Raw genomic sequence first — 26,257 nt, 5'->3', positions numbered from 1 at the left:
ATCGGGACCTCGGGTCTCACGCCCTCCGGCTCTAGGGCCGGGCATAGACCCAGGAGCCACCTTCCACATAGAAACGGCCCGGCCGCTTCTGCTGCATGCCGTCGAGGCTCATCTCGAAATAGCAGATGTAGCCGGGCTTCGAATCGGGGCGCACGCAGTCGATTTTCTTCAGCTGGGCGATCACCGGATAGGATTTTTCAGCGAACTTGGCCCGGCCGAGGCGCTTGTTCTCTTCCTTCACCTTGGCGTTATAGGTGTCCACCTCCTGCCGGAACAGACGGTCCATCGCCTCCTTCATGTCGGCCTCCCCAGGCCCACTGGAGCAGGCCGCGACCAGAAGCGCGAGCATGACCACCCAACCGACCCGAGCCGTCCCCATCCAACGCCCCAAATCCCGCCCCACAACTTATGATTGTTCAAATCCGGATACACACCGGATGCAGAGAGCATGATATTGGATGAAAGAGGTAGCGCGGCGCAACGGTCATGGCCACGCTTAATTGGTGCTTTTCTGCGACGAAAACTTCCGGATGCAGTCTCAAGGACAGATGATGGTTTTTTGTTACCGCCACTCTTCAGGTAACAACGGGACCGGAACCGTCGGGCCGCTCATAACATCGAAGCCCACGCGCAAACGTCCGCACCGCACGCTGCGGGCGGACCGAGCAGACGGGACACTCATCTATAAATACTTGAAGAAAAACCTTGAATCAGCCGCACACCCATGCGGCCGCCGCTTCAGGGACCGAGAAGGTCGATCAGCGGCGGAATGAGCGGTTCGTCCGCCGGCGGCATGGGGATGTCGCGCAGCTTGCCTGCGCGCAGCCACTTCAGCGCCTTGTGCTCACGAGCGATGACCTGCCCTTCCCAACGGCGGCAGATCCACAGCGGCATCAGCAGATGGAAGGTCTCATAGCCGTGGCTGGCAAAGGTGAGGGGCGCAAGGCACGCCTCCTTCACCGTGATGCCGAGTTCCTCATGCAATTCCCGGATGAGGCAGGCTTCGGGCCGCTCGCCGGGCTCCACCTTGCCGCCGGGGAACTCCCAGAGGCCGGCCAGCGCCTTGCCTTCCGGGCGCTGGGCCACCAGCACCCGGTTGTCGGCATCCACCAGCGCGCAGGCGGCGACGAGCGTGATCTTCACGAGCGGTAATCGCCGTTGATGGCCACGTATTCCTTGGTCAGATCGCAGGTCAGGACGCGATCCGCCCCCTTGCCGAGGCCGAGGTCCACGCGGATGTCGATGACATCGCCCTTCATGTAGTCGGAGACCACCTGCTCGTCATAGGACGGGTCGCGCGCGCCCTCCGCCGCCACGCGGATGTCGCCGAAGGAGATGGCGAGGCGGTCACGGTCGGCAGGCTCGCCGGCCTTGCCCACGGCCATCACCACGCGGCCCCAGTTGGCGTCCTCGCCGGCGACCGCCGTCTTCACCAGCGGCGAATTGGCAATGGAGAAGGCGATGCGGCGGGCGGACGACTTGGAGACGGCGCCCGACACGTGCACGCGGATCAGCTTGCGCGCGCCTTCGCCGTCGCGGGCGACCTGCTCGGCCAGATCATTGAGAACCGCTTTCAGCGCCTTGCGGAAGGGACGCAGCACCGGATCGGCACTGTCCTTCACGGCCGGCGCGCCGACTTCCTTCGCCGCACCGGTGGCGAACAGGAGCAGCGTATCGGAGGTGGAGGTGTCGCCATCCACGGTCACGGCATTGAAGCTGTTCACCACCAGCTTGGAGAGCAGCTTCTGGAGCACCGGCGCCGCGATGGGCGCATCGGTGAAGACGAAGGAGAGCATGGTCGCCATGTCGGGGGCGATCATGCCCGCGCCCTTGGCGATGCCAGCGATCGTGACCGTGGTGTTGCCGAAGGGCACCTGCGCGGTGGCGAGCTTCGGAAAGGTGTCCGTGGTCATGATGGCACGCGCGGGGCCTTCCCACGGGCCGGCGGCGAGGCGGCCGGCCATATCGCCCATCACGCCCTGGAACTTGGTGGCATCCAGCGGCTCGCCGATGACGCCGGTGGAGGCGAGGAAGATCTCCGTGGGCTTGCAGCCAAGCGCATCGGCGGCGATGCGCGCCGTCAGCGCGGTGGACTCACGCCCTTTGAGGCCGGTGAAGGCATTGGCATTGCCAGAATTGACGACGAGGCCGCGCGCCTTGCCCTTCTTCAGGGCCTCGCGGCACCACTCGACAGGCGCGGAGGGGCAGAGCGAGCGGGTCGTGACGCCCGCGACGGCCGTTCCCTTGTCGAACGCCACGAGCAGCGCATCGGTGCGGCCCTGGTAGCGAATGCCCGCCTCGGCGGTGGCGAAACGCACGCCCGGCACAGGCGGCACCTCGGGCAAGGCGGACGGAGCGAGCGGGGAGATGGACGCGGACATGACAGCCCTCAAAGAGTTGGCAGGCTGGGTGTGCCGCACCTCGATGACATAGGCAAGGCCCCGCTGCGTCAGTTCCGCGACGCCCGCCGCACCCACCTCCCGCCGATGCGCTGAACGCCCGGAATGACGCCGAACACCATGCAGGGCACCATCACCGGCACGATGGCGAGCGTCTTCTGCCACACCTCCCACGTCTCGGTGAGTGGACCGAGCCCGTAGAGGATGCCCGTGATGAGGGGATAGGCGCCGAGGGAGGCTCCGACGGAGAGCCGGTAGCGGCAGAGCGGCGCGGGGGGAGAAGGCTGAGCGGGCGGCACCGACTCGGTCATGGGAAGCTCATATTTGAACGAAACGGACCGTTTCAATAAAGCTAGAATGAGGGCCCCCGCCGGTCAAGGGGCACCGGCCACATTGCCATTGCGGCGCCCGGTGCTCTAACCAATCCCCATGACTGATGCTGCCGAGACCGCCCCGACGCGCCGCCGCACCTCCATCGGGGGCCGGCGCAACCCGGAGAGTGCCGCAGCCATTCTCGATGCGGCAGCGGCGATCCTCGCGGAGAATGGGCTGGGCGGTTTCAGCATCGAGGCGGTCGCGCGCCGGGCGGGCGCCGGCAAGCCAACCATCTATCGCTGGTGGCCCAACAAGGCCGCGCTGCTCATCGATGTCTATGCGCGGCAGAAGGAGACCGTGCTCCAGGCGGACACCGGCTCCCTGCAAGGGGATCTGGAAGACGTCCTGAGCCGGCTCTTTGATTTCTGGCGCCACACGCCCGCCGGCGCCGCCTTCCGCTCCATCATCGCCGAAGCCCAGTCGGACCCTGAAGCGCTGGAGCGGCTGCGCGCCTTTCTGATCGAGCGGCGGGCCTATGTGCGCGAGATCGTCGAGCGCGGCATCGCCCGCGGCGACCTTCCGGCCGATGCGGACGGTGCAGCCATTGTCGAAATGCTGTTCGGCTTTGCCTGGATGCGCCTGCTGACCGGCGACCTCGGCGCTGCCGAGGACATCCCGCGCCGCGTACACCTCATCCTCAAGGGCGCCGCCTGAGGCCCAAAGAAAAGGCCCGGCGCGCGCGAGCGGCCGGGCCTTCTCCATGCGGACGGAGAACCGCCCGGATCAAGAAACGTCAGTTCTTCGGGGCCGCAGGCGCAGCGCCGGCCGGAGCCGCAGGGGTCGCGGGCGCAGCCGGGGCGGCGGAGGGCGCGGCCGAGGTCTTCTCGACCTTCGCATCGGAGCGCAGCTTGGTCACGAGATCGGACTGCGCCTTGCGGATGAGATACTGGTCGATCTGGTCGGAGACCTGCTCATAGGTCGGGATCGGCTTCTGGCGCTTGTCCTCGACCTTGATGACGTGCCAGCCAAACTGGGTCTTCACCGGATCGGAGACCTGGCCCTTGTCCAGCTTGAAGGCGGCGTCCGCGAATTCCGGCACCATCTGGTCCTTGGTGAAGTAGCCGAGATCGCCGCCATCCTCGGCGCTGTCCTTGGAGTTTTCCTTGGCAAGCTTGGCAAAATCGGCGCCGGCCTTGGCCTTGGCGGCGATTTCCTTGGCCTTGGCCTCGCTGTCCACGAGGATATGGCGAGCGTGGACCTCGGTCTCCGGCTTCGTCTGCTTGACGAACTCGTCATAGGTCTTGCGCTTGGCGTCCTCGGTCACAGCCTTCTTGGCCTCGGCAGCCATGAGGGTCTCCATCAGCGCCTTGGTGCGCAGATAGTTCATCTTGGCCGCGAATTCCGGGCTCTGGTCGAGCTTCTGCGCCTGCGCGGCCTGAGCCAGCAGGGTCATGTCAGTCAGGAAGGACAGGATGTATTCCTGACGCGCGGCGCCCTGCACCTGCGGCAGGCCGGGGCCGATGTCGTCTTCCGCGATGGCGAGTTCGCTGGCGCGGATGGGCGCGCCGTTCACCGTCTCAACCACCGGATCGCTGTCGGCCGGCCTGGCCGGGGCTGCCGCCGCCGGCGGGGTGGCGCCCGGCGCCGCCGTCTGGGCGAACGCCTGGCCGCCGAAGGCGAAGGCGGTGAGAGCAACCGCGAGCGCGGCGGTGGGAGCGGGACGCATCATGTGATCCACTGTCCTTGAAGCTGTAACGGGTCGTCCGTTGCGGCGGCACCCTTGCCCAGGTCACATTCGCTGACAAGGGGGCATTCTTGAGGCACCACACCCGCGGAGGAGAAAATCCGCGCCGCCCTTGCGGCAGTTTCCGCAATGGAATCAAAGACCGCACGTGCGGCATTAAATCTTGGCAAGGCGGCCGGGCCGGCGGGAATGGCCCCGCCTTGCAACATCGGCGGGCTTTTCGGCGCGCAGGGCCTTCCGCTTCCGGTCCTGACGCTGTATAAGGCGCCCCTCTCAATCGAGATGATGGTTTCGCATGGCCTGCGCGAACCGACGCAGCAGGCCCTGGCATTCGGACGTTCCTGGAGTTTGGACAATGGCTGTCCCTAAGAGAAAGACCTCGCCGTCCCGTCGCGGCATGCGCCGTTCGGCCGATGCGCTGAAGCAGCCCACCTATGTGGAAGACAAGGATTCCGGCGAGCTGCGCCGCCCGCATCACCTGGACCTGAAGACCGGCATGTATCGCGGTCGCCAGATCCTGAAGCCCAAGACCGCCGAGGTCTGAGCTTCATCCGCCGTCGCACGTGCGGCGGCGTCGGGATGGGCATTGCCGCACAGCGTGCGGTTGCCCGCCTGAGGACGCGGATATCCAGGACCCGTGTGTTGGAACGCCGGAATCGGTTCGCCGAGGCCGGCGTTTGCATATGCCGGAAGGTCCTTCGACAACTTCTTAACCCGTCCGTGCGACCCATGGCGCCTGTTGCCGCACGGCCGGGCGTCAGGCGCCTGCCTCGCGGCTTCGATGCCTCGGACCGGAACGCGGATCGCCCGTTCCGGAGCCCTCCGGCGCGATAACGTTGTCATGGATCACCGGCACCGCACGCCGTGCGGCGCAGGACGGTCCCAGGAGCCCGACATGCTGACACCCATCCCCCTGCTGATCATCCCGCTGGCGATCTACAACATCATCGCCTTCATCACGCCGGGATCCGATTGGCGGGCGACGGTGGCGAGCTTCAACCTGCCCTCGGGCGCCAGCTGGCAGATCTCGCTCGGCGACGGCTTCGTGGCGATCAGCCTGCTGATCCTGTTCGTGGAGCTGATCAAGGCGACGCGGGTTTCGTCCCGCTCGATCGTCGACCACATGCTGTCCATGCTGCTGCTCATCGCCAGCGTGGTGGAGTTCCTCATGGTCCCGCAGGCGGGCACCAGCACCTTCGCCCTGCTCATCTGCGTGATGCTGCTGGACGTGCTGACGGGCTTCTCGGTTTCGATCCGCGTCGCCCAGCGCGATGTGTCTGTCGCGCCACCGACCACCTGACGGGTGCGGGGCGTTCCGAAGGGGCGCCGACATTTTTTGATAGCCGCGCAATTGTACCTTTCGCACCTCTCGGGTTTCAGGGACAATTCACGCGCGAAAGCTGCGCGCATGGCTGGAAAGGTCAAATGGAGTTCCGGTGGCCGGTCGCAATCCTAGCTCGCCCGTGACGCCGGCTCCCCCTGCCGGCGAGCCCAAAACTGTGCTCGATACGCCCGAACAGACCCTTCAGGCCCTGCAGACCTTGCAGTGTCTCGTCTATCGCTGGGATCTCACCGCCAACACCGTTCACTGGAGCGCCAACAGCGGCGAAGCCCTCGGGCCGGCGCTGCTGGAGCAGCTCGGCCGCGGCACGACGTTTCGCGCCTTCCTCGGCTGCACGGACGAGAGCACCGACTACCACCGCTTCGCGCGCGCCCTGCCACTGGCCAGCATGCCCTACGAGGCGCTGGTCCGGCCGGCGATCGACGGCACGCCCGCAGCCTTCCGCGTCCATGACCAGGGCCGCTGGCGGGCGGGCAGCGACGGCCAGCCGGAGCAGGCGGTCGGCACGCTGGAGATCCTCCCCCTCCTCGCCCCGGTCATCCCGGGCGGGACCGCGGACCCGCTCACGGGCGCACTCACCCGCCGGCATCTCACGGAGGCCCTCGGCACCCTCCCCTTCGGACCGCAGGCGCGCTGGGCGCTGCTGCTCGTGGGACTCGATGACCTCGGCCGGATCAACGACCGCTTCGGCTTCGAGACCGCCGACCGGCTTCTGGTGGCGCTGGCGGGCCGGCTGCGCCAGCAGCTCTCCAGCGCCGATCTGCTGCTGCGCTTCTCCGGCAACAAGTTCGCCATTCTGCTGACCGAAACATCGGTGGAGGCCCTCGGCGCGTTCGGTGAGCGGCTCATCTCCGAAATTCGCGAGGCGCGGCTCTCCGCCGGCGAGGGCCAACTGCCGGTGAGCGTCACCATCGGCGCCATCCTGCCCCCGCACCAGGGCGAGGCGCCCGATGCGATCATCGCCCGCCTGCAGGAAGCGCATGAGATGGCCAAGCGCCGGGGGCGCGGGCGCTTCTTCCTCGACCTGCAGGGCACACGGAACGAGGGCCGTCGCCGGGCCAATCTGCAGATGGCCGACGAGATCGTTCAGGCCATCGACCGCAATGACGTCACGGTTGCCTACCAGCCCGTGGTGCGCGCCACCACCCGCACCCTGGTGTTCTGCGAGGCGCTCGCCCGCATCGCCCACGACCGCTACTCGCGGCAGTATTCCGGCCACCGTCTCGTGGCTGCGGCGGACTCCCTCGGCCTCATGGGCCATCTGGACCGCAGCATGCTGAAGCAGGTCGCCGCCGACATGCGCCGCGACCCGACGCTGCACGTCTCGATCAACGTCTCCGCCTCCTCCATCATGGACGAGGCGTGGATCGCGCTCTACCGACGGGAAGTGGACACGGACATCGGGCGCCGGCTCATCGTCGAACTGACGGAGTCGGTGGCGGTGGATCATCTCTCGGCCGCGCGCAACTTCATCGCGCAGGTGCGCCCCTCCGGCGCACGCATCGCCATCGACGACTTCGGCGCCGGTGCCACATCCTTCCGCAACCTGCGCAAGCTCGGCGTCGATCTGGTGAAGATCGACGGCGGCTACATCATCAACATGGCAAAATCGCCGGACGACCAGGCGTTCGTACGGGCGCTGCTCACCCTCTCCCGCCAACTGGGGATCGAGACCGTCGCGGAATGGGTGCAGAACGAGATCGTCGCCGCCCAGTTGCTCGAATGGGGGTGCGACTATTTCCAGGGCTCGCTGAGCGGGCTTGCGCGCCCGCTGGCGACAGAGCACGGCACCTGAGGCCGCGGCGCCCGGTGCTGGCGCCTCCTTTAGGAAGGACTCTCTCGCCCGAAGGGGAACTGGCGCGCGATGGGCCGAACCCATCGCGCGGTTGTCGGAATTACTGGCTTCCGCCTTCCGGCTTGGAAACGAGCTTCTCCAGCTTCTGCTGCATGTCCGCCATCTGGCGCTTCAGCGCCTCCAGCTCGTCGCCGGAACTGGCCGCAGCGGCAGGCTGCGCGGCGGGCGTGGTGGTCTCGGCTGGCGTCTCATCGCCCTTGAAGGGGATGAACATGTTGAAGGCGCGCTCGAACACCTCCATGTTGCGGCGAACCTGATCCTCAAAGCCACCGAAGGGCGTGCCGACGATGGTCTTGGAGACCTGGTCGCGCATGCGTCCCTGCTCTTTGGTGAAACTCTCGATGGACATCTCGAGGAAGCGCGGCACCATCATCTGCATGCTGTCGCCGTAGAAACGGATGATCTGCCGCAGGAAAGCAATGGGAAGAAGATTCTGCCCCTTGTTCTCCTGCTCGAAGATGATCTGCGTCAGGACAGAATGCGTTATGTCGTCACCGTTCTTCGCGTCATAGACGACGAAGTCCTCACCCTCCTTCACCATGTTGGCGAGGTCTTCGAGGGTCACATAGGTACTGGTACCCGTGTTGTAGAGGCGGCGATTCGCATATTTCTTGATGGTGACTGGCTCTTGCGTCTTAGCCATTGTCCGGTCATCCGTTTTTCCCTTGGGCGGGATCACGTTAGAACCTTTCCGGCAGTCCGGCTACCACTTTGTGTGCGCCGCGCGCGTTTCCATGATGCGGCGCGCAGGAAGCTCTGAACCACTGATCTGGATCATTGACAGCGGGTTCGCGGGGCAACCACGATGCGACCGCATCGAGTGCGGCGCACGCAAGGCCGCCCCAGGAGAGAAGCCCATGACCGACGACGTCGTCATCGTCAGCGCCGCCCGCACCCCCGTGGGGTCCTTCAACGGCGCCCTGTCCACGCTTCCGGCGCACCAGCTGGGCGCCATCGCCATCAAGGCCGCTCTGGAGCGGGCCGGCGTTGCTGCATCCGAAGTCAGCGAAGTGATTCTCGGCCAGGTGCTGACCGCCGCCCAGGGCCAGAATCCCGCCCGCCAGGCCTCCATCGCCGCCGGCGTTCCGATCGAGAGCCCGGCCTGGCAGGTCAACCAGGTGTGCGGCTCGGGGCTGCGTTCCGTTGCGCTTGGATATCAGGCCATCAAGAATGGCGACAGCTCGCTGGTGGTGGCCGGCGGCCAGGAATCCATGAGCCAGTCCACCCATGCCGCGCACCTGCGAAACGGCACCCGCATGGGCTCGCTCGACCTTGTTGACACCATGATCAAGGACGGCCTGTGGGACGCCTTCAACGGCTACCACATGGGCAACACCGCCGAGAACGTGGCGACCCAGTTCCAGATCACCCGCGCCGAGCAGGACGAGTTCGCCGTCGCTTCCCAGCACAAGGCCGAGGCGGCCCAGAAGGCCGGGCGCTTCAAGGAGGAAATCGTCCCCGTCACCATCTCCAGCCGCAAGGGCGACGTGGTGGTGGATACGGACGAATATCCCCGCCACGGCGCCACCATCGAGGCGATGCAGAAGCTGAAGCCGGCCTTCGTCAAGGACGGCACGGTGACCGCCGCGAACGCCTCGGGCATCAATGACGGCGGCGCCGCCGTGGTGCTCATGAGCGCCGAGCGCGCCGCCAAGGAAGGCAAGACCCCGCTCGCCCGCATCGTCTCCTGGGCGCAGGCCGGCGTCGATCCGGCCGTGATGGGCACCGGCCCGATCCCCGCCTCCAAGCTGGCTCTGGAGAAGGCCGGCTGGACCGTCGATGATCTCGACCTCATCGAGGCCAACGAGGCGTTCGCCGCCCAGGCCATCGCCGTCAACAAGGGCCTCGGCTGGGATACCGCGAAGGTCAATGTGAACGGCGGCGCCATCGCCATCGGCCATCCCATCGGCGCCTCCGGCACCCGCATCCTCGTGACCCTGCTGCACGAGATGCAGAAGCGCGACGCCAAGAAGGGCCTCGCCACGCTCTGCATCGGCGGCGGCATGGGCATCGCGCTCTGCGTCGAGCGCCCCTGAACCGGGGCCGGGACCCGCGCGGCCGCCGGGGGGCGGCCGCGGTTTTCCAGATGACGTTACCCGTTTGCGAGAAGCCCGAAGATTGCCCGGCCTGTGCCGGACATGCGGTCTTGCGGCCGCCGGAAGGGCTCATTGAGGGAGAGGGAGGCAGACATGTCACGCGTTGCTTTGGTGACCGGGGGTACGCGCGGAATTGGCGAAGCCATTTCCATCGCGCTGAAGGACAAGGGCTACAAGGTGGCCGCCAATTACGCGGGCAATGACGCTGCCGCGCAGGCCTTCCACGAGAAGACCGGCATCCCGGTGTTCAAGTGGGACGTCTCGGATTTCGAGGCCTGCAAGGCGGGCATCGCCAAGGTGGAGGCCGATGTCGGCCCCGTTGAAGTGCTCGTCAACAATGCCGGCATCACCCGCGACGCCACGCTCCACCGCATGACGCTGGAGCAGTGGAACGCGGTGATCAACACCAACCTGAACTCCGCCTTCAACATGTGCCGGAACGTGATCGAGGGGATGCGCGCCCGCAAGTTCGGCCGCATCGTCTGCATCTCGTCCATCAACGGCCAGAAGGGCCAGTTCGGCCAGACCAACTACTCTGCCGCCAAGGCGGGCGAGATCGGCTTCGTGAAGGCGCTGGCGCAGGAAAGCGCGGCGCTCGGCATCACGGTGAACGCCATCGCGCCCGGCTACATCGCCACCGAAATGGTGCGCGCGGTGCCGGAGGACGTGCTCAAGAAGATCATCTCCACCATTCCCGTCGGCCGTCTCGGCGAGCCGGAGGACATCGCCCGGGCCGTGGCCTTCCTGGTGGCGGACGATGCCGGCTTCATCACCGGCTCGACGCTGACCGCCAACGGCGCCCAGTACATCACCTGACCGGACGTCCCACGCGTGCGTAGCCGCCCGGCCGGGACACCGTGCCGGGCGGTTTCGCATCCGGCCGCGATCAGCGCCGTGCCATTGCCTTGCGATCGCCCGTCTCGATCGCTCCATGCGCCTTTCGGCTTGTCACACAGGGCGCGAGCCTTTAGCACTCCGCGCCAAACAAACTGAAGCACCCCAAGGATCCTTCCCCATGGCGACCCACAAGCTCCTGCTCCTCGCCGGCGACGGCATCGGCCCCGAAGTGATGGCCGAGGTGAAGCACGTCATCGGCTTCCTCGACAAGCAGGGCATCGCTTCCTTCGCCATCGAGGAAGATCTGGTCGGCGGCAGCGCCTATGACGCCCATGGCGTCGCCATTTCGGACGCCGCCATGGAGCGGGCCAAGGCGGCCGACGCCATCCTCCTCGGCGCCGTGGGCGGCCCGAAGTGGGCGAACGTGCCCTATGAGGCGCGCCCCGAGGCGGGCCTGCTGCGCCTGCGCAAGGATCTCGGCCTGTTTGCGAACCTGCGCCCGGCGCTGTGCTATCCGGCGCTGGCGGATGCCTCGTCGCTGAAGCGCGAAGTGGTCGAGGGCCTCGACATCCTCATCGTGCGCGAGCTGACGGGCGGCGTCTATTTCGGCGAGCCCAAGACCATCCTCGACCTCGGCAACGGCCAGCGCCGCGCCATCGACACGCAGGTGTACGACACCTACGAGATCGACCGCATCGGCCGCGTCGCCTTCGAGCTGGCCCGCACCCGCCGCAACAAGGTGACCTCCTCCGAGAAGCACAATGTGATGCGCTCCGGCGTGCTCTGGAAGGAAACCATCACCGCGCTGCACGCCAAGGACTACAAGGACGTGGAGCTGGAGCACCAGCTGGCGGATTCGCTCGCCATGCAGCTCGTGCGCTGGCCCAAGCAGTTCGACGTGATCGTCACCGACAACCTCTTCGGTGACATCCTCTCCGACATCGCCTCCATGCTCACCGGCTCGCTGGGGATGCTGCCCTCCGCCTCCCTCGGCGCGCTGGACGAGGCCACCGGCAAGCGCCCGGCCATGTATGAGCCGGTGCACGGCTCCGCGCCGGACATCGCCGGCCGCGGCATCGCCAACCCCATCGCCATGATCGGCTCGCTGGGCATGGCCCTGCGCTATTCGTTCGGCCTCGGCGAAGTGGCGGACAAGATCGAGGAAGCCATCGCCGCCGTGCTCGCCTCGGGCAAGCGCACCGGCGACATCCGCACCCCCGGCGGCCCGGTCATCGGCACCGCCGACATGGGCGCGGCCATCGTGGAAGAACTGGGCAAGCTCATCGCCTGATCGCGAGCCGCCCTCACGGAAAAGCCGGGCCTTGCGCCCGGCTTTTTTGTTGGCTTGGAAGGTTCAGATGCGCGGCACGATGACGAGCCGCTCCACCAGCGTGCCACCCACGAGATGGGTGGTCACGATCTCGTCCACATCCTCCGGCGTGCGCGGCTGATACCAGACGCCCTCCGGATAAACGACCATGATCGGCCCTGCCTGGCAGAAGCCCATGCAGCCGGTGGCGGTCATCACGATATCCCGCTGGCCCGTGGCCTCGATCTGCTTGCCGAGCCGCTCCCACAAAGGCTGGGCGCCGGCCGCGCCGCAACTGCCCCGCGGATGGGTCGGCGGACGCTGCTGGAAGCAGGCAAAGACGTGCCGCTTGTAGACCTGCGGGACGTCGGTGAGGGAGAGGGTGGCGGTCTCGGTCATGGAAGGTTCCGGCTCTGCGCAAAGAGGCAGCCGGAACCGATTCAAGGAGCGTGCCGGAGGCCCCACAAAGCCACATACAACTGATATATAACGTCTTTTTTACTCTGCCCGCTGCGGCCGCCGCGTGAACGCACGAAAGCCGACACAACCACTGTCGCATGCGAACTACGGCAGACGAACGGGGCTGAACGTCCACGGAAGGGCCGCGCTCTGTCAACCAAGCCGCCGCTCTGAAAAAGCGGTGCCTTCTCCATTCGTCATGGCCGGACGTGATCCGGCCATCCAAGGCGTTGGGCCCCGGAGCCCCATCAGACGTTCTCGCCAGCCGCGCGTGGATGCCCAGGACGAGCCCGGGCATGACGGTCCTCTTGCGAAAGGCGAGGGACGGCTGAAGGAAATCTTAAGGGACCGCCGCTCAGCGGGCGCCGAAGACCTGATCGAGTTTCCCACCGGAGACGAAGTGATCGGCATTGGCCTTGTCCCAGCCGCCGAACACGTCTTCCACCTTCACGAGGCGCACCGGCGGGAACTGATCCTTGAACTTCTCCTCCACGGTCTTGTCCACCACACGGTGATAAGCCTTGGCAGCCACCGTCTGGCCAGCGGGGGAATATAGGAACTCCAGATACTGCTGGGCGGCGACGCGCGAGCCGCGCTTGTCCACCACCTTGTCCACCACGGCCACCGGAAACTCGGCCAGCACGCTCACGGACGGCACCACGGTGGAGAGCTTCTTGTCCTTGTAGACGTCCGCAATGGCGCGGGTCTCGGCCTCGAAGCTCACCAGCACGTCGCCCGTCTCGCGTTCCACGAAGGTGGTGGTGGCCCCACGGCCGCCCGTGTCGAACACCGGCACGTTGGCGAGCAGCTTCTTCACGAAGGCGTCGGCCTTGGCGGTGTCACCCTTGTTCTGCTCCAGGGCATAGGCGTAGGCGGCGAGATAGGTGTAACGCGCATTCCCCGAGGTCTTGGGGTTCGGGAAGATGACCTTCACGTCGTCGCGGACGAGGTCGTTCCAGTCCTTGATGTTCTTGGGATTGCCGGCGCGCACGAGGAAGGCCGGGAAGGAATAATAAGGCGAGGCATTGTTCGGGAATTTCGCCTGCCAGTCCTTGGCCACGAAGCCCGCCTTCACCAGCGCCTGCACGTCCAGCACCTGATTGAAGGTCACGACGTCGGCCTCAAGCCCCTCGATGATGGCGCGGGCCTGGCGGGAGGAGCCGGCGTGGCTCTGGTTGACCGTGATGTCCTGCCCCGTCTGCTGCTTCCAGAAGGGCACGAACTCCGTGTTCTCCGCCGTGAACAACTCGCGGGCTATGTCATAGGAGACGTTCAGCAGGGTGTTCGGGCCGCTGTACTTGATCTGCTGCGCCAGCGCGGCGGAGAGGCTGCCCATGCCGGCGCTGGCGACAAGGCCGCCGAGCGTGAGGGACAGGACGGAACGGCGGCTCAGCATCGGAGGCTCCTGGCATTTCTCATTAAATTTGCGTGGATTTTTAATTCACGCTTGAGAAATGCGTAGCACAGACATTTCCCATTGGGAATATGGATGAAAGGGCGCGGCCGCACGCTCAACGAGAGGTGATGCGCCGGAACGCAAAACGCCCCGCCGAAGCGGGGCGTTCCAGAGACCGTTACGCGGGTCGGAAGAGACGGGATCAGGCCGCCGCCTCGCGCTTGTTCTGGCGATTGCTGACCAGATCCTCCACCACGCCAGGATCGGCGAGCGTGGAGGTGTCGCCCAGATTCTCGAACTGATCCTCGGCGATCTTGCGCAGGATCCGGCGCATGATCTTGCCCGAGCGCGTCTTGGGCAGGCCGGGCGCGAACTGGATGAGGTCCGGCGAGGCGATCGGTCCGATCTCCTTGCGCACCCAGGCCACCAGCTCCTTGCGGAGTTCCTCGGACGGGTTCTCGCCCGCCATGAGGGTGACATAGGCATAGATGCCCTGGCCCTTGATGTCGTGCGGGAACCCCACCACCGCTGCTTCCGAGACCTTGGGGTGGGCGACAAGCGCACTCTCCACCTCGGCCGTGCCCATGCGGTGGCCCGAGACGTTGATCACATCGTCCACGCGGCCGGTGATCCAGTAATAGCCGTCCTCGTCGCGGCGGCAGCCGTCGCCGGTGAAATACTTGCCGGGATAGGTGGAGAAATAGGTCTGCTCGAAGCGCTCATGGTCGCCATAGACCGTGCGCATCTGGCCCGGCCAGCTGTCAGCGATCACAAGATTGCCTTCCGCCGCGCCGTCCAGCACGCGGCCCTCCGCATCCACCAGCTGCGGCACGATGCCGAAGAAGGGGCGCGTGGCGGAGCCCGGCTTCAGAGCGGTCGCACCCGGCAGCGGGGTGATGAGGATGCCTCCGGTCTCCGTCTGCCACCAGGTGTCCACGATGGGGCAGCGGCCCTCGCCCACCACGCGGTGATACCAGTGCCAGGCTTCCGGATTGATGGGCTCGCCCACCGAGCCGAGCAGGCGCAGCGAGGCGCGGCTGGTCTTCTTCACCGGATCCTCGCCCGCCTGCATCAGCGCGCGGATGGCGGTGGGGGCGGTGTAGAAGATGTTGACCTGATGCTTGTCGATCACCTCCCAGAAGCGGGCGTTCGACGGATAATTGGGCACGCCCTCGAACATCAGCGTCGTGGCGCCGTTCGCGAGCGGGCCGTAGACGATGTAGGAGTGGCCGGTCACCCATCCCACGTCGGCCGTGCACCAGTAGATGTCGCCCTCGTGATAATCGAAGACATACTGGTGCGTCATGGCGGCATAGACGAGATAGCCGCCGGTGGTGTGCAGGACGCCCTTTGGCTTTCCGGTGGAGCCGGAGGTGTAGAGGATGAACAGCGGATCTTCCGCATTCATCGGCTCGGCCGGGCACTCGTCGGTCACCATCTCGGCGGCCTCGTGGTACCAGACGTCGCGGCCCGGCTCCATGGCGACGGTCGCGCCCGTGCGGCGCACGACGATCACATGGTCCACCGGCTCGGGCAGGCGCTCGATGGCGGCGTCCACATTGGCCTTCAGCGGCACCTTGCGGCCGCCACGCAGGCCCTCGTCGGCGGTGATCACCACCTTGGAGCCGCAGTCGGAAATGCGGCCCGCGAGGCTGTCCGGCGAGAAGCCGGCGAAGACGATGGAATGCACGGCTCCAAGGCGCGCGCAGGCGAGCATCGCGAACGCCGCCTCGGGGATCATGGGCAGATAGATGGTGACGCGGTCGCCCTTCTGCACATCGCGGTTGCGCAGCACGTTGGCGAACTTGTTCACCTCGGAGGCAAGCTCGCGATAGGTGATCTTGCGGCTCTCGGTCGGGCTATCGCCCTCCCAGATGATCGCCACCTGATCGCCGCGCTTCTCCAGATGCCGGTCCACGCAATTATGGGCGATGTTGGTGACGCCATCCTCGAACCATTTGATAGAGACGGCGCCGGGGATGAACGAGGTGTTCTTCACCTTCGTGTAGGGCTCGAACCAGTCGATGCGCTTGCCCTGCTCGGCCCAGAAGGCCTCCGGATTTTCGACGGAGGCCTTGTACATGGCCTCGTAACCCGCCTTGTCCACAAAGGCCCGCGAGGCCCATTCGGCCGGCACGTGGAAATAATTCTGCTCGGACACCGTCTTGCCTCCCGGTTCGCGGACGCTGAAGCCCGCTTGTTTCCTCATGGGGCGGGCGTTCGCTCGGGATTTCCCGCCCCGCTTTTGTCAGGATTATGGTGGTCGCTTGGAACCACGACAAGCCAAGCGCTGCTGAGACTTTGGACGAAGGCACGGGGCGGACAGGGCCGCTGTGACGCAGTGGGAATCGCATGCGCGCGGCCCCACGCCGGGCTATGGAAGACCCGGTTTGCCTCTGCGTTCGCTCCAAGGACAGGTTTCATGACCCTCTGGCCGCGCCTGCTCATCGTGATCGCCGGCCTCTACGGCGCCGGCGGAGTCGCGCTGGCGGCGGTGTCCGCCCATCTCACGGGCGGCGCCTCGCTCGCCATCGCGGCCAACTTCCTGCTCTTCCACGCCGCTGCGCTGGTGGCGCTGGCGGCGGTGGCAGGACAGGTCGCGCACATGCGGGCGGTGCTGCTCGTCGGAGCCAGCGCGCTCGCTCTGGGCGCACTTCTTTTCTCCGGCGACCTCACGTTGCGGGCGTTGATGGAGATCAAACTTCTCGGCGGCAGCGCGCCCTTCGGCGGCATGCTCATGATCGCGGGCTGGCTGGTGGTCGGTGCCTCGGCGCTCTTTGGCCGAAGGGCGTAAGCGATCCGGGCCTGAGCCCGGACCGCCGGCACGCGTCACATCTCGATCTTGGCGTTCTCGCCGAGATCCGCGCGGCGATCGGAGAGGATGGCGCTCGCCATCTTGAAGCCGGTGGTCAGGAGGCCATCGCCCTGCCAGATTTCCGCCTGCTCCGGCACCACGCGCAGGAGCACCGCATTCGGGTCCTCCGGTCCGCCCGGAAAATAGGCTTCCATGGGCGCGCTCCAGATGTCCTTCAGCTTCGCGACGTCACGCACCACCTCGGCCCGACCCGAGACGGAGAGATAGAAGCGGTCGCCCTCGTCCGAAAAGCTCAGGCACACCTCGGGATGAGCCGAGACTTCCTCGTCCTTGGCGCTGTGGGCATCGGTGACGAACCAGACCACGCCGTCGTCGCGGCGGGCCACCGGCGCCATGGGCCGCGCCCGCAGGCGTGATCCGTCGCGGTCCACGAGCATGCAGGCGTGCCGCTCTTCCATGGCGGTCCAGACGTCCTCAACGTTCATGACGGTCTCCTTGGTGCCCCGATCCCCGGTCTCTCAGGGGAACCGCCGGCACCGGCAGAGGTTCCGTCACACCCCGGCGGGCAGACGCGGCCGCCAGACGCCGGTGCGCTTGATCTCCAGGTCCTCCAGTTCCCGCGTCACCGGCACATTGTATTCAATGAGCTGTTCCAGTTCGGCGCGAGGCAGATAGGTGCGCCCCGGATCGCCGAGGAGCACGGTGGCGCCACGCGCAGCCAAGCCCTTCAGCCAAGCGAAGACCGCCTCGGCGAGATCACGCTCATAGCAGATGTCGCCGGCCAGCACCGTCTCCCACCCCTCGTCGCAGCCGATGAGGTTTTCACGCGTGACCCGGAAGGTGGTGTCCGCCGGCATCTCGCGGCCCGCATTGGCGGCGAAGTTCACGCCGATGGCCGCATGGGCGAAGACATCGATGTCGGCGCAGGTCACATCGGCAGCCCCGGCCTGACGGGCGGCAAGGCCCACGAGGCCCGAGCCCGACGCGAAATCGAGCACGCGCCGTCCCGCCACCACCTGCGGATGATCGAGCACGTAGCGCGCCAGCGCCTGTCCGCCTGCCCAGGCAAAGGCCCAGAAGGGCGGCGGCAGGCCCATGGCGCCCAGTTCCTCCTCCGTGCGGTGCCAGATGGGCACCGCCTCGTCGGCCACATGAAGGCTGATCTCCGGCACGAGGGGCACAGGACGCAGGCGCGTTTCCGCGCGCACGAAGGCGGCCGGATCGGAAATGGGGGAAGGGCTCGACGACATGGCGCGGACAGTGGCCCAGCCGGCGGCAGGAAGGAAGGGCTCGGGCCAAACAAAAGCCCCTTCCGGCGGGCCGGAAGGGGCTTCGGGAGACGGGAGGACGAAGGGGCGTCAGCCCGCCTCTTCCTCGAACAGCCAGAGCGTGCCGGCGGGCTGGTGCGCGCCGCCCGTATCCTGCAAGCCCAGGAACGGCGGGATGCGGCGCTTCTGCGCCTCGGTGAGGGAGGCCACGAAGGGCCGGGCGGCTTCCACGAAGCGCTTCAGCTCGCGGCCGCGGATTTCCTCCGCCGTGCCGATCTGGTCCAGCACGCCGAGGAAGTCCTTGGGCGGCTGCGCGGTTTCCATCTGCTTGCGACGGGCAACCGCATTCTTGCTGATGTCGCGGATGGCGGCCTCCAGCGGCGGCCACAGCTTCTCCTGCTCGGGCGTGAGTTCGATCACCGCCTTCAGCGCCGCGAGGCGGGCATTGAGGACCGCGCGGGCGTCGGCCTCCGAATAGGCCTCGGTGACGATGATCGCCGGAGCGGGAGCGGGTGCGGCGGCCGGGGTCTGCGGAGCCGCCGGCTGGGCGAAGGCCGCGGGACCGGAGGCGAGGATCGCGCCAAGCACGGTGGCGCTGATCAGATGCGTAACAAGACGGGGCATGATGTTTCCTCGATGGGGCTGCCCGGCGCGCGCGGAGCGCGATCGGCCGGGCCGGAGGCGGCGGCGGGCGCTCGACCCGCCACCCGGCTGCTCAGTTTCGGCTCACTGCCAGCCGCCATCGGGCAGGCGGCCATGGTAGGGCGTGTCGCGGCAGTGGCCCCATGGGCCGCGCCAGTAGCCGGGAGGGCAGCCGTTGCCGACGGGGCCGACAACAACACCGGGGGCCGGCGCATAACCGCCGCCGGGCAGCGGCCCGACATAAGGCGTCGAGCGGCAGCCGCCCCAGGGCCCGCGCCAGCGGCCCCAGCCGCAGCCCTCGGCCACGGGAATAACCGGAGCCGTCACGGCGACCTCGGACTGGACGGGGAAAGAAAAGGCGGGGGACGCGGCAGCCGTCGCCAGAACAACGGCAGCAACAGTGGCGGGGATGATCTTGAGCATGACGATGAACTCGCCTTCTAAGATGCGCGGCAGCGGCCGTGCATGGACCGGGAGAATACGCCGCACCTGCCCCGCGTCAACGCATCTTGGAGAACATGAACGCGAATTAATCGGAACGGATATGATGTATTGTAACAGTACGACAAATTCGCAGTTCGAAAGAAGGATGAATGCGAATGGACACAGAATATCTTCTGAACGAATTCCACCCACCATCTTGAACTTGGCCATGAACGACGAGAGTGCCGCCCGCCCAGAACGACAAACGCCGCGCCGGAGGTCCGGCGCGGCGTTCATTTCGCGATCAGCGATCAGATGCTCAGCGAACGATGACGTTCTTGAACTGCCAGGGATCTTCCTCGTCGAAATCGCCGGCGAAGAGCGTGTTGCGGCTCTGGAGCGGCGTCCAGTCGGTATAGGTGCCGATCACCGGGCCGAGATACGGCATCTGCACTTCGAGGCAGCGGCGGAAGTCCATCTCGTCCGCTTCCACGATGCCCGCCTGCGGGTTCTCCAGCGCCCACACCATGCCCGCGAGCACAGCGGAGGTCACCTGGAGGCCGGTGGCGTTCTGATAGGGCGCAAGCTGGCGGGTCTCCTCGATGGAGAGCTGGGAGCCGAACCAGTAGGCGTTCTTGGCGTGGCCATAGATCAGCACGCCGAGTTCGTCGACGCCGTCGACGATCTCGTGCTCGTCGAGGATCTTCCAGTCGCTCTGCATCTTGCCGCCGGAGCCGAACATCTCGTGCAGCGAGAGCACCGCGTCACCGGCCGGATGATAGGCATAGTGGCAGGTGGGGCGGTAGACGACCTTCTCGCCGTCGCGGACCGTGTAATAGTCCGAGATGGAGATCGCCTCGTTGTGGGTCACGAGGAAGCCGAACTGCGGGCCGGGCGTGGGCGTCCAGGAACGCACGCGGGTGTCCGCGCCGGGGCGCGTCAGATAGATCGCCGCGCCGCAGCCGGTGGCGTGGGTGCGGCCGTCCGGGGGCAGTTCCTTCTCGTGCGTGCCCCAGCCGAGTTCGGCCGGCTGCAGGCCCTCGGAGACGAAGCCTTCCACCGACCAGGTGTTGACGAACACGTCGCGGGGCTTGGGATTGCGGGCGCGCTGCGTGTCGCGCTCGGCCACATGGATGCCCTTGACGCCGAGGGCCTGCGCAAAGCGCGCCCACTCCTCGCGGGTCTTGGGCTCGGGCAGGCTGAGGCCGGTGTCGGCGGCGATGTTGAGCAGCGCCTGCTTCACGAACCAGGACACCATGCCCGGATTGGCGCCGCAGGTGGAGACGGCGGTGGTGCCGCCGGGATTGCGGCGGCGGGCGGCGAGCAGGCTCTCGCGCAGCGCGTAATTGGTGCGCGCCTCGGTGCCGAGGGAGGGATCGAAATAGAAGCCCTTCCAGGGCTCGATCACCGTGTCCACGTAGAGCGCGCCGATCTCGCGGCACAGCTCCATCACCGCCACGGAGGAGACATCCACCGAGAGGTTGACGCAGAAGCCGCGGCCGGCGCCGTTGGTCAGCAGCGGCGTCAGCAGTTCGCGATAGTTTTCCGCCGTCACCTCGGACTGGATGTAGCGGATGCCACGGGCGTCGAGCAGCTTGCGGTCATCATCCACCGGATCGATGACCACCATCCGGTCGAGATCGAACGAGAAGTGCCGCTCGATCAGAGGCAAAGTGCCACGACCGATCGACCCGAAGCCGATCATGACGATGGGTCCATCAATGGTGGCGTGAACCGGCCAGGCGCTCATTTCGCGGGCTCCTCGGAGGTTGGGGGAAGGCGACGGGCACACCGACGCGCGCCCATCAACCAAGGCTTGGACCGTGCGTCAACCGTGGAATGGCTCGCGCGCCCGGTCTGCTGACATCCCAGCCATGCACGACGTTGGTGTGACGGGAGCGGCAGAAAGTGAGCGTGACGCGCGGATCAGTCGCTGGCGAGGATGTGGTTGCGGACGATGGGATAGACCTGACCGGCCCATTTGCGGCCGCTGAAGACGCCATAGTGGCCGACGCCGGCCTGCATGTGATGGCGCTTGCGGTGGGGCTTCAGGCCGGTGCAGATGTCGTGGGCCGCAACCGTCTGGCCGAGCGAGCAGATGTCGTCCCGCTCGCCCTCCACCGTCAGCAGCGAGGTGCGGCGGATGGCCTTGAAGTCGATCGGGTTGCCCTTGTAGGTCAGCTCGCCCTTGGGCAGGCGATACTCCTGGAAGACGTACTGAACGGTCTCCAGATAGAATTCCGCCGCCAGATCCAGCACTGCGAAATATTCGTCATAGAAGACCTTGGTGGTGGTGGCCTTCTCCTCGTCGCCTTCCACCAGTGCGTCGTAGAGATCGAAATGCGCCTTCATGTGGCGCCCGAAATTCATGCTCACGAAGGCCGAGAGCTGCACGAAGCCGGGATAGACCCGCCGGCCAGAGCCGGGGAAGCCCATGGGCACCGTGGAGATGAGATTGTTCTCGAACCAGCGGATGGGCTTGGAGGTGGCGAGTTCGTTCACCTTGGTGGGGTTGATGCGGCAGTCGATGGGGCCGGCCATCAGCGTCATGGAGCGCGGATAGGCGGGGTTTCCCTCCTGCGCCATCACCGCCGCCGCCACCAGCGCCTGCACGCACGGCTGGCACACCGCCACGAGATGGGCGCCCGGCCCCATGAATTCGAGGAACTTGGTGACGTGCTCCACATAGCCGTCGAAGCCGAACCCGCCTTCCTCCAGCGGCACGTCGCGGGCGTTGTGCCAGTCGGTGATGAAGACGTCGTGGTCCGGCAGCAGCGTGCGCACGGTGTTCACCAGCAGCGTCGCGAAATGGCCGGAGAGCGGGGCCACCACAAGGACGCGCGGCTGGGCCACGTCCACGTCCTTCTTCTTGAAGTGCAGCAGGGTGCCGAAGGGCATGCGGAACACGCCCTCCTCCACCACCGGCACCTCGCGATTGCCGACTTCCGTGGTGCGGATGCCGAAGTCCGGCCGGCCGTGGGTGAGGCCCACGCGCTCCACCATCTCGCAAGCGGCGGCGAGCTGGCGGGTGGCCTGCGTCTGGAAGGGGGCCATGAACGGGCCGGACAGGAAGCGGCGCGCAAAATGGGCGCCGAACTTCACCGGCTCCATCAGGTCGGACTGGGCCTGGTAGGCAAGGTACATCAGCATGCCTTTCGCCCGGCGTTCGAGCAGGCGGCTGTGCCGCAGGACCGTCGCTTCTGCATGCGATCTTGCCTCCGTCCCGCCCCTGAGGAGCCACGCACGCCGAGGCGTGGGCCGTAACATATTGGCTCAGGGCGGATTTGCACCTTTCCCACAGCCATGTTCGGTTGTAGCTCTTTAATAAGAATTTGACGAGGGGTGTGGTGCATTGCAACACACTCCAGCTATGCTGCTGCGAACGGCATCGGGAAGGCGCGCATGTCGAAGGCCACGCTGACCATCTCCAGCAAGAATTATTCCTCCTGGTCGCTGCGCGGCTGGCTCATCTGCAAGCTGGCCGGCCTCGATTTCGAGGAGGAGCGCGTGCCGGTGGATGATCCGGGCGCGCGGGCCGAACTGCTGCTGCTCTCCCCTTCCTTCCTCGTGCCGCGCCTCGTCCATGAGGGCGTGACCGTGTGGGACACGCTGGCCATCGCCTCCTACCTCAACGAGGTGTTTCCCGAGGCCGGGCTTCTCCCGCCGGACCGGGCGGCGCGGGCGCACTGCCTCTCCGTCTCGGGCGAGATGCATTCGGGCTTTGCCAACATGCGCTCGGCGCTGCCCATGAACATCAAGGGCCGCTATCCGGGCTTCAAGGTGTGGGCGGGCGCGCAGGCGGACATCGACCGCATCGTCGCGATCTGGCGCGGCTGCTTCGCCGCCCATGGCGGGCCTTATCTGATGGGGCCGCGGCCGACCCTGGCGGATGCCATGTATGCGCCTGTCTGCTCGCGTTTCACCACCTATGACGTCAAGCTGGATGTCGCCTGCGACGCCTATCGCGAGCGCATCATGGCCCATCCGGTGGTGAAGGAATGGATCGCCGGGGCGATGGCCGAGCCCGAGGAACTGGAAGAGCTCGACGCGGAGTTCTGAGGCCAACCGGCAGGCCCCGCCTGCCGGTTCATGCGGCCGCTCTCAGCCGTAGCGCTTGGCGCCGGCGACGCACAGCACCACGAGACCGGTGACGGCGACCATGGTCCAGGCCACCGGCTCGCCCAGGAGCAGGCCGGCGAGCGCCAGCCCGAAAAAGGGCTGGAGGAGCTGGAGTTGGCCGACGCGGGCGATGCCGCCCAGCGCCAGCCCGCGATACCAGAAGATGAAGCCCACCATCATGCTGAAGACCGACACATAGGCGAGCCCCGCCCAGGCGGACACGCCGATGCCGGTCCAGTGGACGGGCAGGGTCGCGAGCGCGATCACCGCCATCACCGGCAGCGCGCAGACCAGCGCCCAGGAAATGACCTGCCAGCCGCCGATCCGCCGCGACAGGCGGGCGCCTTCCGCATAGCCGAGCCCGCACACGATGATGGCAGCGACCATGAAGAGGTCGCCCGTCGCATCGCCCGCCCGGCTGCCGGCCAATGCGAAGCCCGCCACCAGCGTCGCACCGAGCAAAGAGAACAGCCAGAAGGCGGGCTTCGGCCGTTCACCGCCCCGCAGCACCGCAAAGAGGGCGGTCGCGAGTGGCAGAAGCCCGATGAAGACGATGGAGCGGGCCGAGGTGATGTGCTGGAGGGCGAGCGCGGTGAGCAGCGGAAAGCCGACCACCACGCCGAGCGCCACCAGCACCAGCGGCCCGAGATCGGCGGCAGCCGGGCGCTTCTGTCGGAAGGCCATCAGCAGCAGCGCGCCAAGGCCGGCGGCGATGACTGCGCGGGCGCAAGTGAGGAACAAAGGCGAGAAATCCTCCACCGCCACTCGCGTCGCTGGCAGCGAGCCGCTGAAGATGATGACGCCGATGAGGCCACTGCCCCACCCTTCCGTTCCGCGATCCATGATGTGCGCTCCGTCCCCCGGTCTTCGAGATAGCGTGGACCGGGTTGCGCGCACAGGAACGGAGCCATACGGTTGAGCCGAACAGTATGGACATCAGGAACCACACAGTTGGCGGAAGCCGAAACCAGCAGTGCGCCCCGCACCGAGGCGGTGATGGTCGAGATCCGTCGGCGCATCACCGGCCGCGCCCTCACCGGCGGCGAGAAGCTGCCGTCCATCCGGCGCCTCGCCGGCGACCTCAAGGTGTCGCCGTCCACGGTGGTGGAAGCCTATGAGCGGCTGGTGGCGGAAGGGCTGGTGCGCGCCCGTCCCGGCTCTGGCTTCTATGTGGCGGGCAGCCTGCCGGTGGTGGCCCTGCGCGAAGTGGCCCCCAAGCTCGACCGGGCCATCGATCCGCTCTGGGTCTCCCGCCAGTCTCTGGATGCGGGCGCGGACATGCTGCGGCCCGGCTGCGGCTGGCTGCCGGCCGACTGGATGCCCAATGCCGCCATCCGGCGCAGCCTGCGGGCGCTGGCGCGGGCGGAGGACGGCATCCTGTCCGATTATGGCGGCACGCGCGGTTCGCTGGCGCTGCGGGGTCATCTCGCGCGCCAGTTCGCGGCGGAAGGCATCGAGGCTGGCGCCGACCAGATCCTGCTCACGCCCTCCGGCTCGCGGGCCATGGATCTGCTCTGCCGCTTCCTGCTGAAGCCGGGCGATACGGTGCTGGTGGACGATCCCTGCTATTTCAATTTCCAGGCGCTGCTGCGCGCCCACCAGATCCGGATCGTCAGCGTGCCCTACACGCCCACCGGGCCAGACATCGAGCGCTTCGGGCAGGTGCTCGCCGCCGAGCGGCCGCGCCTCTACATCACCAATGCCGCGCTCCATAATCCCACGGGCGCCACCCTCTCGCCCCGCACCGCCCATCAGGTGCTGACGCTGGCCGCCGCTCACGACCTCACCATCGTGGAGGACGAAATCTTCGCGGAATTCGAGCCCGAGCCCTCTCCCCGCCTCGCGGCGCTGGATGGCCTTGCCCGCGTCATCCGCGTGGGCAGCTTCTCCAAGACCCTCTCGGCCTCCGCCCGCTGCGGCTATATCGTCGCCCGGCCGGAGTGGATCGAGGGGCTGGTGGACCTGCAGGTGGCCACCAATTTCGGCGGCCCGAGCCCCATCGCCGCGGAGCTCGTCTTCGGCACGCTGAGCGACGGCAGCTATCGCAAGCATCTGGCCGATCTGCGCACACGCCTCGCCCGCCGTCGGCGGGAGATGCTGGCGGAGCTGGGCAAGCTCGGCATCACGCCTTGGACCCTGCCGCGCGGTGGCTTCTGTCTTTGGTGCCGCCTGCCGGACGGGCGCGACGCGGCAGCCGTCGCGCAGGCGGCCCTGCGCGAGCGGGTGGTGCTGGCGCCGGGCAATGTCTTCAGCGTCACCCAGTCGGCTGGCGACCTGATGCGCTTCAACGTGGCGCAGATGGATGGCGAGGTGCTGCGCGTGCTGGGGAACGCGCTGCGCTGAAATCAGCCCGCGCCCGCGAGCATGTCGAAGGCCTGACGGGCAAATTCCGGCAGCGCCTCGCGATTGCGCACGGCCACCACCACCTTGCGGCGCGCCCAGGCATCGGGCAGCGGAAACAGCGACACCGCCATCCGCTCCGCCACCCGCCGGGCATCGGCGGTTGGCAGGACGGAGACGCCGACGCCCGCCTGCACCAATTCGCCCACCGCATCGATACGGTTCACCCGCACCCGGTATTTCAGCGGCAGGCCGAGGCCGATGGCCGCGTGCTCGATGAGATGCTGGATGGCATTGCCGGGGGTGAGCCCCACATAGGGCTGGGCTGCGACCTCGGCGAAGGTCAGCCCCGCGCGGCCGGCCAGCGGGTGGGCAAGGGGCAGCACGGCCATCAGCACATCCTCGCAATAGGGCCGTGTCTCGAAGCCGGTGACATCGGCCGCATCGGCGAGGAGCCCGATGTGGATGAGCCCGGCCCGCAAGGCCGGCGCCGTCTCCCGGCTCGGACGCTCCTCAAGATCGATGTCCACGTCGGGATGCCGCGCAAGGAAGCGGGCGAGATCGACGGGAAGCTGGGCCGAGAGGGCCGCCGTGCTGGTCCAGAGCCGCACATGCCCCTTCAGCCCGCGCCCGTAGCGGGACAGCTCGCCGCGCATCCGCTCGGATTGCTGGAGGATGAGGCGGGCGTGATGGGCCAGTGCCTCCCCCGCCGGCGTCGGCGTCGCGCCACTGCGCCCGCGCACGAGGAGCGGCGTGCCCGCCACCTCCTCCATGCCGCGCACCCGCGCGCTCGCCGAGGGCAGGGCGAGGTTCGCCCGCTCGGCTCCGGCCGTGATGCTGCCGGTTTCCAATATGGCGAGGAAAAGCTTGAGATCGACGCTGTCAAAGCGCACGGCAT

27 protein-coding genes are annotated in these 26,257 nt (G+C 67.0%); 10 read left to right on the top strand and 17 right to left on the bottom strand.

Annotation, left to right across the window (positions count from 1 at the left end; all coding sequences use genetic code 11):
- Positions 1 to 31: 31 nt before the first annotated feature.
- The 4 genes from AZC_RS01610 to AZC_RS01595 all read right to left on the bottom strand — a co-directional run bounded on the left by AZC_RS01610 (position 32) and on the right by AZC_RS01595 (position 2,710).
- On the bottom strand, positions 32 to 298 hold the full coding sequence (locus AZC_RS01610) for a hypothetical protein (protein WP_043878755.1): 267 nt from the start codon (positions 296 to 298) through the stop codon (positions 32 to 34).
- A gap of 440 nt (positions 299 to 738) precedes the next feature.
- Positions 739 to 1,143 (bottom strand): (deoxy)nucleoside triphosphate pyrophosphohydrolase, encoded by a 405-nt coding sequence (locus AZC_RS01605; RefSeq protein WP_012168846.1) that lies wholly within the window; start codon positions 1,141 to 1,143, stop codon positions 739 to 741.
- A complete protein-coding gene (argJ, locus tag AZC_RS01600; RefSeq protein WP_012168845.1) occupies positions 1,140 to 2,381 on the bottom strand; it encodes a bifunctional glutamate N-acetyltransferase/amino-acid acetyltransferase ArgJ in 1,242 nt (413 codons plus the stop codon). The genes AZC_RS01605 and argJ overlap by 4 nt, the downstream gene beginning before the upstream one ends.
- Positions 2,382 to 2,449: 68 nt before the next feature.
- A complete protein-coding gene (locus AZC_RS01595) occupies positions 2,450 to 2,710 on the bottom strand; it encodes a hypothetical protein (RefSeq protein WP_043878754.1) in 261 nt (86 codons plus the stop codon).
- Positions 2,711 to 2,828: 118 nt separating this feature from the next.
- Here AZC_RS01595 and AZC_RS01590 point away from each other — a divergent pair, with 118 nt between their 5' ends.
- Positions 2,829 to 3,428 (top strand): TetR/AcrR family transcriptional regulator, encoded by a 600-nt coding sequence (locus AZC_RS01590; RefSeq protein WP_012168843.1) that lies wholly within the window; start codon positions 2,829 to 2,831, stop codon positions 3,426 to 3,428.
- Between the two features lie 79 nt (positions 3,429 to 3,507).
- Here AZC_RS01590 and AZC_RS01585 read toward each other — a convergent pair whose 3' ends face one another.
- Positions 3,508 to 4,443, bottom strand: coding sequence for a peptidylprolyl isomerase (locus AZC_RS01585; RefSeq protein ID WP_043878753.1), 936 nt, complete (start codon positions 4,441 to 4,443; stop codon positions 3,508 to 3,510).
- A 370-nt stretch (positions 4,444 to 4,813) separates the two neighbouring features.
- Between AZC_RS01585 and rpmF the strand changes: the two genes are divergently transcribed.
- From rpmF to AZC_RS01565, 3 genes are all read left to right on the top strand, one after another.
- Entirely contained in the window at positions 4,814 to 5,002 is a 189-nt protein-coding gene (rpmF, locus tag AZC_RS01575; RefSeq protein WP_012168841.1) for a 50S ribosomal protein L32, read from the top strand.
- A gap of 351 nt (positions 5,003 to 5,353) precedes the next feature.
- Positions 5,354 to 5,758: a hypothetical protein gene (locus tag AZC_RS01570; RefSeq protein ID WP_043878751.1), complete on the top strand. Its 405-nt coding sequence runs from the start codon at positions 5,354 to 5,356 to the stop codon at positions 5,756 to 5,758.
- Positions 5,759 to 5,957: 199 nt separating this feature from the next.
- On the top strand, positions 5,958 to 7,595 hold the full coding sequence (locus AZC_RS01565; protein ID WP_052285826.1) for a bifunctional diguanylate cyclase/phosphodiesterase: 1,638 nt from the start codon (positions 5,958 to 5,960) through the stop codon (positions 7,593 to 7,595).
- A 100-nt stretch (positions 7,596 to 7,695) separates the two neighbouring features.
- Here the strand turns inward: AZC_RS01565 and phaR are convergent, their stop codons facing one another.
- Positions 7,696 to 8,298, bottom strand: a complete 603-nt coding sequence (gene phaR, locus AZC_RS01560) for a polyhydroxyalkanoate synthesis repressor PhaR (protein WP_012168838.1) — start codon at positions 8,296 to 8,298, stop codon at positions 7,696 to 7,698.
- A gap of 214 nt (positions 8,299 to 8,512) precedes the next feature.
- Between phaR and AZC_RS01555 the strand changes: the two genes are divergently transcribed.
- The 3 genes from AZC_RS01555 to leuB all read left to right on the top strand — a co-directional run bounded on the left by AZC_RS01555 (position 8,513) and on the right by leuB (position 11,879).
- Positions 8,513 to 9,691: an acetyl-CoA C-acetyltransferase gene (locus tag AZC_RS01555; protein ID WP_012168837.1), complete on the top strand. Its 1,179-nt coding sequence runs from the start codon at positions 8,513 to 8,515 to the stop codon at positions 9,689 to 9,691.
- Positions 9,692 to 9,844: 153 nt separating this feature from the next.
- Positions 9,845 to 10,567, top strand: a complete 723-nt coding sequence (gene phbB, locus AZC_RS01550; protein ID WP_012168836.1) for an acetoacetyl-CoA reductase — start codon at positions 9,845 to 9,847, stop codon at positions 10,565 to 10,567.
- A 199-nt stretch (positions 10,568 to 10,766) separates the two neighbouring features.
- Positions 10,767 to 11,879: a 3-isopropylmalate dehydrogenase gene (gene leuB / locus AZC_RS01545; RefSeq protein WP_012168835.1), complete on the top strand. Its 1,113-nt coding sequence runs from the start codon at positions 10,767 to 10,769 to the stop codon at positions 11,877 to 11,879.
- A 63-nt stretch (positions 11,880 to 11,942) separates the two neighbouring features.
- Here the strand turns inward: leuB and AZC_RS01540 are convergent, their stop codons facing one another.
- The 3 genes from AZC_RS01540 to acs form a co-directional block, all read right to left on the bottom strand.
- On the bottom strand, positions 11,943 to 12,296 hold the full coding sequence (locus AZC_RS01540; RefSeq protein ID WP_012168834.1) for a (2Fe-2S) ferredoxin domain-containing protein: 354 nt from the start codon (positions 12,294 to 12,296) through the stop codon (positions 11,943 to 11,945).
- Between the two features lie 415 nt (positions 12,297 to 12,711).
- Positions 12,712 to 13,752: a sulfate ABC transporter substrate-binding protein gene (locus AZC_RS01535; RefSeq protein WP_012168833.1), complete on the bottom strand. Its 1,041-nt coding sequence runs from the start codon at positions 13,750 to 13,752 to the stop codon at positions 12,712 to 12,714.
- 202 nt (positions 13,753 to 13,954) lie between these two features.
- Positions 13,955 to 15,913, bottom strand: coding sequence for an acetate--CoA ligase (acs, locus tag AZC_RS01530; RefSeq protein ID WP_043879909.1), 1,959 nt, complete (start codon positions 15,911 to 15,913; stop codon positions 13,955 to 13,957).
- 261 nt (positions 15,914 to 16,174) lie between these two features.
- On the opposite strand from acs, the gene AZC_RS01525 reads away from it, so the two are divergent.
- The gene (locus tag AZC_RS01525) at positions 16,175 to 16,546 is read left to right on the top strand and encodes a DUF423 domain-containing protein (protein ID WP_012168831.1); all 372 of its coding nucleotides are present in this window, start codon (positions 16,175 to 16,177) and stop codon (positions 16,544 to 16,546) included.
- A 35-nt stretch (positions 16,547 to 16,581) separates the two neighbouring features.
- On the opposite strand, the gene AZC_RS01520 is transcribed toward AZC_RS01525, so the two are convergent.
- The 6 genes from AZC_RS01520 to AZC_RS01495 all read right to left on the bottom strand — a co-directional run bounded on the left by AZC_RS01520 (position 16,582) and on the right by AZC_RS01495 (position 22,047).
- Positions 16,582 to 17,052, bottom strand: coding sequence for a pyridoxamine 5'-phosphate oxidase family protein (locus tag AZC_RS01520; protein ID WP_012168830.1), 471 nt, complete (start codon positions 17,050 to 17,052; stop codon positions 16,582 to 16,584).
- A 66-nt stretch (positions 17,053 to 17,118) separates the two neighbouring features.
- Positions 17,119 to 17,817 (bottom strand): class I SAM-dependent methyltransferase, encoded by a 699-nt coding sequence (locus tag AZC_RS01515; RefSeq protein ID WP_012168829.1) that lies wholly within the window; start codon positions 17,815 to 17,817, stop codon positions 17,119 to 17,121.
- A 108-nt stretch (positions 17,818 to 17,925) separates the two neighbouring features.
- Positions 17,926 to 18,459, bottom strand: a complete 534-nt coding sequence (locus AZC_RS01510) for a Spy/CpxP family protein refolding chaperone (RefSeq protein WP_012168828.1) — start codon at positions 18,457 to 18,459, stop codon at positions 17,926 to 17,928.
- A 102-nt stretch (positions 18,460 to 18,561) separates the two neighbouring features.
- Positions 18,562 to 18,900: a GCG_CRPN prefix-to-repeats domain-containing protein gene (locus AZC_RS26015; RefSeq protein ID WP_245518011.1), complete on the bottom strand. Its 339-nt coding sequence runs from the start codon at positions 18,898 to 18,900 to the stop codon at positions 18,562 to 18,564.
- 319 nt (positions 18,901 to 19,219) lie between these two features.
- Complete coding sequence (locus AZC_RS01500; RefSeq protein ID WP_012168827.1) at positions 19,220 to 20,650, bottom strand: homospermidine synthase; 1,431 nt, start codon at positions 20,648 to 20,650, stop codon at positions 19,220 to 19,222.
- 176 nt (positions 20,651 to 20,826) lie between these two features.
- Positions 20,827 to 22,047 carry a polyhydroxyalkanoate depolymerase gene (locus AZC_RS01495; RefSeq protein WP_043879907.1) on the bottom strand — a complete coding sequence of 407 codons (1,221 nt, stop codon included), beginning with the start codon at positions 22,045 to 22,047 and terminating at the stop codon, positions 20,827 to 20,829.
- A gap of 255 nt (positions 22,048 to 22,302) precedes the next feature.
- Between AZC_RS01495 and AZC_RS01490 the strand changes: the two genes are divergently transcribed.
- On the top strand, positions 22,303 to 22,959 hold the full coding sequence (locus AZC_RS01490) for a glutathione S-transferase family protein (protein ID WP_012168825.1): 657 nt from the start codon (positions 22,303 to 22,305) through the stop codon (positions 22,957 to 22,959).
- A 42-nt stretch (positions 22,960 to 23,001) separates the two neighbouring features.
- On the opposite strand, the gene AZC_RS01485 is transcribed toward AZC_RS01490, so the two are convergent.
- Positions 23,002 to 23,862, bottom strand: a complete 861-nt coding sequence (locus tag AZC_RS01485) for a DMT family transporter (RefSeq protein WP_012168824.1) — start codon at positions 23,860 to 23,862, stop codon at positions 23,002 to 23,004.
- Between the two features lie 153 nt (positions 23,863 to 24,015).
- Here AZC_RS01485 and AZC_RS01480 point away from each other — a divergent pair, with 153 nt between their 5' ends.
- Entirely contained in the window at positions 24,016 to 25,362 is a 1,347-nt protein-coding gene (locus tag AZC_RS01480; RefSeq protein ID WP_043879906.1) for a PLP-dependent aminotransferase family protein, read from the top strand.
- 2 nt (positions 25,363 to 25,364) lie between these two features.
- Here the strand turns inward: AZC_RS01480 and AZC_RS01475 are convergent, their stop codons facing one another.
- Positions 25,365 to 26,252 carry a LysR substrate-binding domain-containing protein gene (locus tag AZC_RS01475; protein WP_012168822.1) on the bottom strand — a complete coding sequence of 296 codons (888 nt, stop codon included), beginning with the start codon at positions 26,250 to 26,252 and terminating at the stop codon, positions 25,365 to 25,367.
- Positions 26,253 to 26,257 lie beyond the last annotated feature (5 nt).

Source organism: Azorhizobium caulinodans ORS 571, from assembly GCF_000010525.1.
Classification (GTDB): domain Bacteria; phylum Pseudomonadota; class Alphaproteobacteria; order Rhizobiales; family Xanthobacteraceae; genus Azorhizobium; species Azorhizobium caulinodans.
Note: the sequence above shows the minus strand (reverse complement) of the source record. Positions and strands in the feature narration are given on the sequence as shown.

Excerpts from the sequence above, each read along its gene's own strand:
- AZC_RS01595 (WP_043878754.1), bottom strand. The coding sequence starts at position 2,710 with ATGACCGAGTCGGTGCCGCCCGCTCAGCCTTCTCCCCCCGCGCCGCTC.
- phbB (WP_012168836.1), top strand. The coding sequence starts at position 9,845 with ATGTCACGCGTTGCTTTGGTGACCGGGGGTACGCGCGGAATTGGCGAA.
- AZC_RS01610 (WP_043878755.1), bottom strand. The coding sequence starts at position 298 with ATGAAGGAGGCGATGGACCGTCTGTTCCGGCAGGAGGTGGACACCTAT.
- AZC_RS01520 (WP_012168830.1), bottom strand. The coding sequence starts at position 17,052 with ATGAACGTTGAGGACGTCTGGACCGCCATGGAAGAGCGGCACGCCTGC.
- AZC_RS01555 (WP_012168837.1), top strand. The coding sequence starts at position 8,513 with ATGACCGACGACGTCGTCATCGTCAGCGCCGCCCGCACCCCCGTGGGG.
- AZC_RS01490 (WP_012168825.1), top strand. The coding sequence starts at position 22,303 with ATGTCGAAGGCCACGCTGACCATCTCCAGCAAGAATTATTCCTCCTGG.
- AZC_RS01485 (WP_012168824.1), bottom strand. The coding sequence starts at position 23,862 with ATGGATCGCGGAACGGAAGGGTGGGGCAGTGGCCTCATCGGCGTCATC.
- AZC_RS01515 (WP_012168829.1), bottom strand. The coding sequence starts at position 17,817 with ATGTCGTCGAGCCCTTCCCCCATTTCCGATCCGGCCGCCTTCGTGCGC.
- AZC_RS01535 (WP_012168833.1), bottom strand. The coding sequence starts at position 13,752 with ATGCTGAGCCGCCGTTCCGTCCTGTCCCTCACGCTCGGCGGCCTTGTC.
- leuB (WP_012168835.1), top strand. The coding sequence starts at position 10,767 with ATGGCGACCCACAAGCTCCTGCTCCTCGCCGGCGACGGCATCGGCCCC.
- argJ (WP_012168845.1), bottom strand. The coding sequence starts at position 2,381 with ATGTCCGCGTCCATCTCCCCGCTCGCTCCGTCCGCCTTGCCCGAGGTG.
- AZC_RS01510 (WP_012168828.1), bottom strand. The coding sequence starts at position 18,459 with ATGCCCCGTCTTGTTACGCATCTGATCAGCGCCACCGTGCTTGGCGCG.
- AZC_RS01540 (WP_012168834.1), bottom strand. The coding sequence starts at position 12,296 with ATGACCGAGACCGCCACCCTCTCCCTCACCGACGTCCCGCAGGTCTAC.
- AZC_RS01480 (WP_043879906.1), top strand. The coding sequence starts at position 24,016 with ATGGTCGAGATCCGTCGGCGCATCACCGGCCGCGCCCTCACCGGCGGC.
- AZC_RS01590 (WP_012168843.1), top strand. The coding sequence starts at position 2,829 with ATGACTGATGCTGCCGAGACCGCCCCGACGCGCCGCCGCACCTCCATC.
- rpmF (WP_012168841.1), top strand. The coding sequence starts at position 4,814 with ATGGCTGTCCCTAAGAGAAAGACCTCGCCGTCCCGTCGCGGCATGCGC.
- AZC_RS01570 (WP_043878751.1), top strand. The coding sequence starts at position 5,354 with ATGCTGACACCCATCCCCCTGCTGATCATCCCGCTGGCGATCTACAAC.
- AZC_RS01585 (WP_043878753.1), bottom strand. The coding sequence starts at position 4,443 with ATGATGCGTCCCGCTCCCACCGCCGCGCTCGCGGTTGCTCTCACCGCC.
- AZC_RS26015 (WP_245518011.1), bottom strand. The coding sequence starts at position 18,900 with ATGCTCAAGATCATCCCCGCCACTGTTGCTGCCGTTGTTCTGGCGACG.
- AZC_RS01525 (WP_012168831.1), top strand. The coding sequence starts at position 16,175 with ATGACCCTCTGGCCGCGCCTGCTCATCGTGATCGCCGGCCTCTACGGC.
- phaR (WP_012168838.1), bottom strand. The coding sequence starts at position 8,298 with ATGGCTAAGACGCAAGAGCCAGTCACCATCAAGAAATATGCGAATCGC.
- AZC_RS01500 (WP_012168827.1), bottom strand. The coding sequence starts at position 20,650 with ATGAGCGCCTGGCCGGTTCACGCCACCATTGATGGACCCATCGTCATG.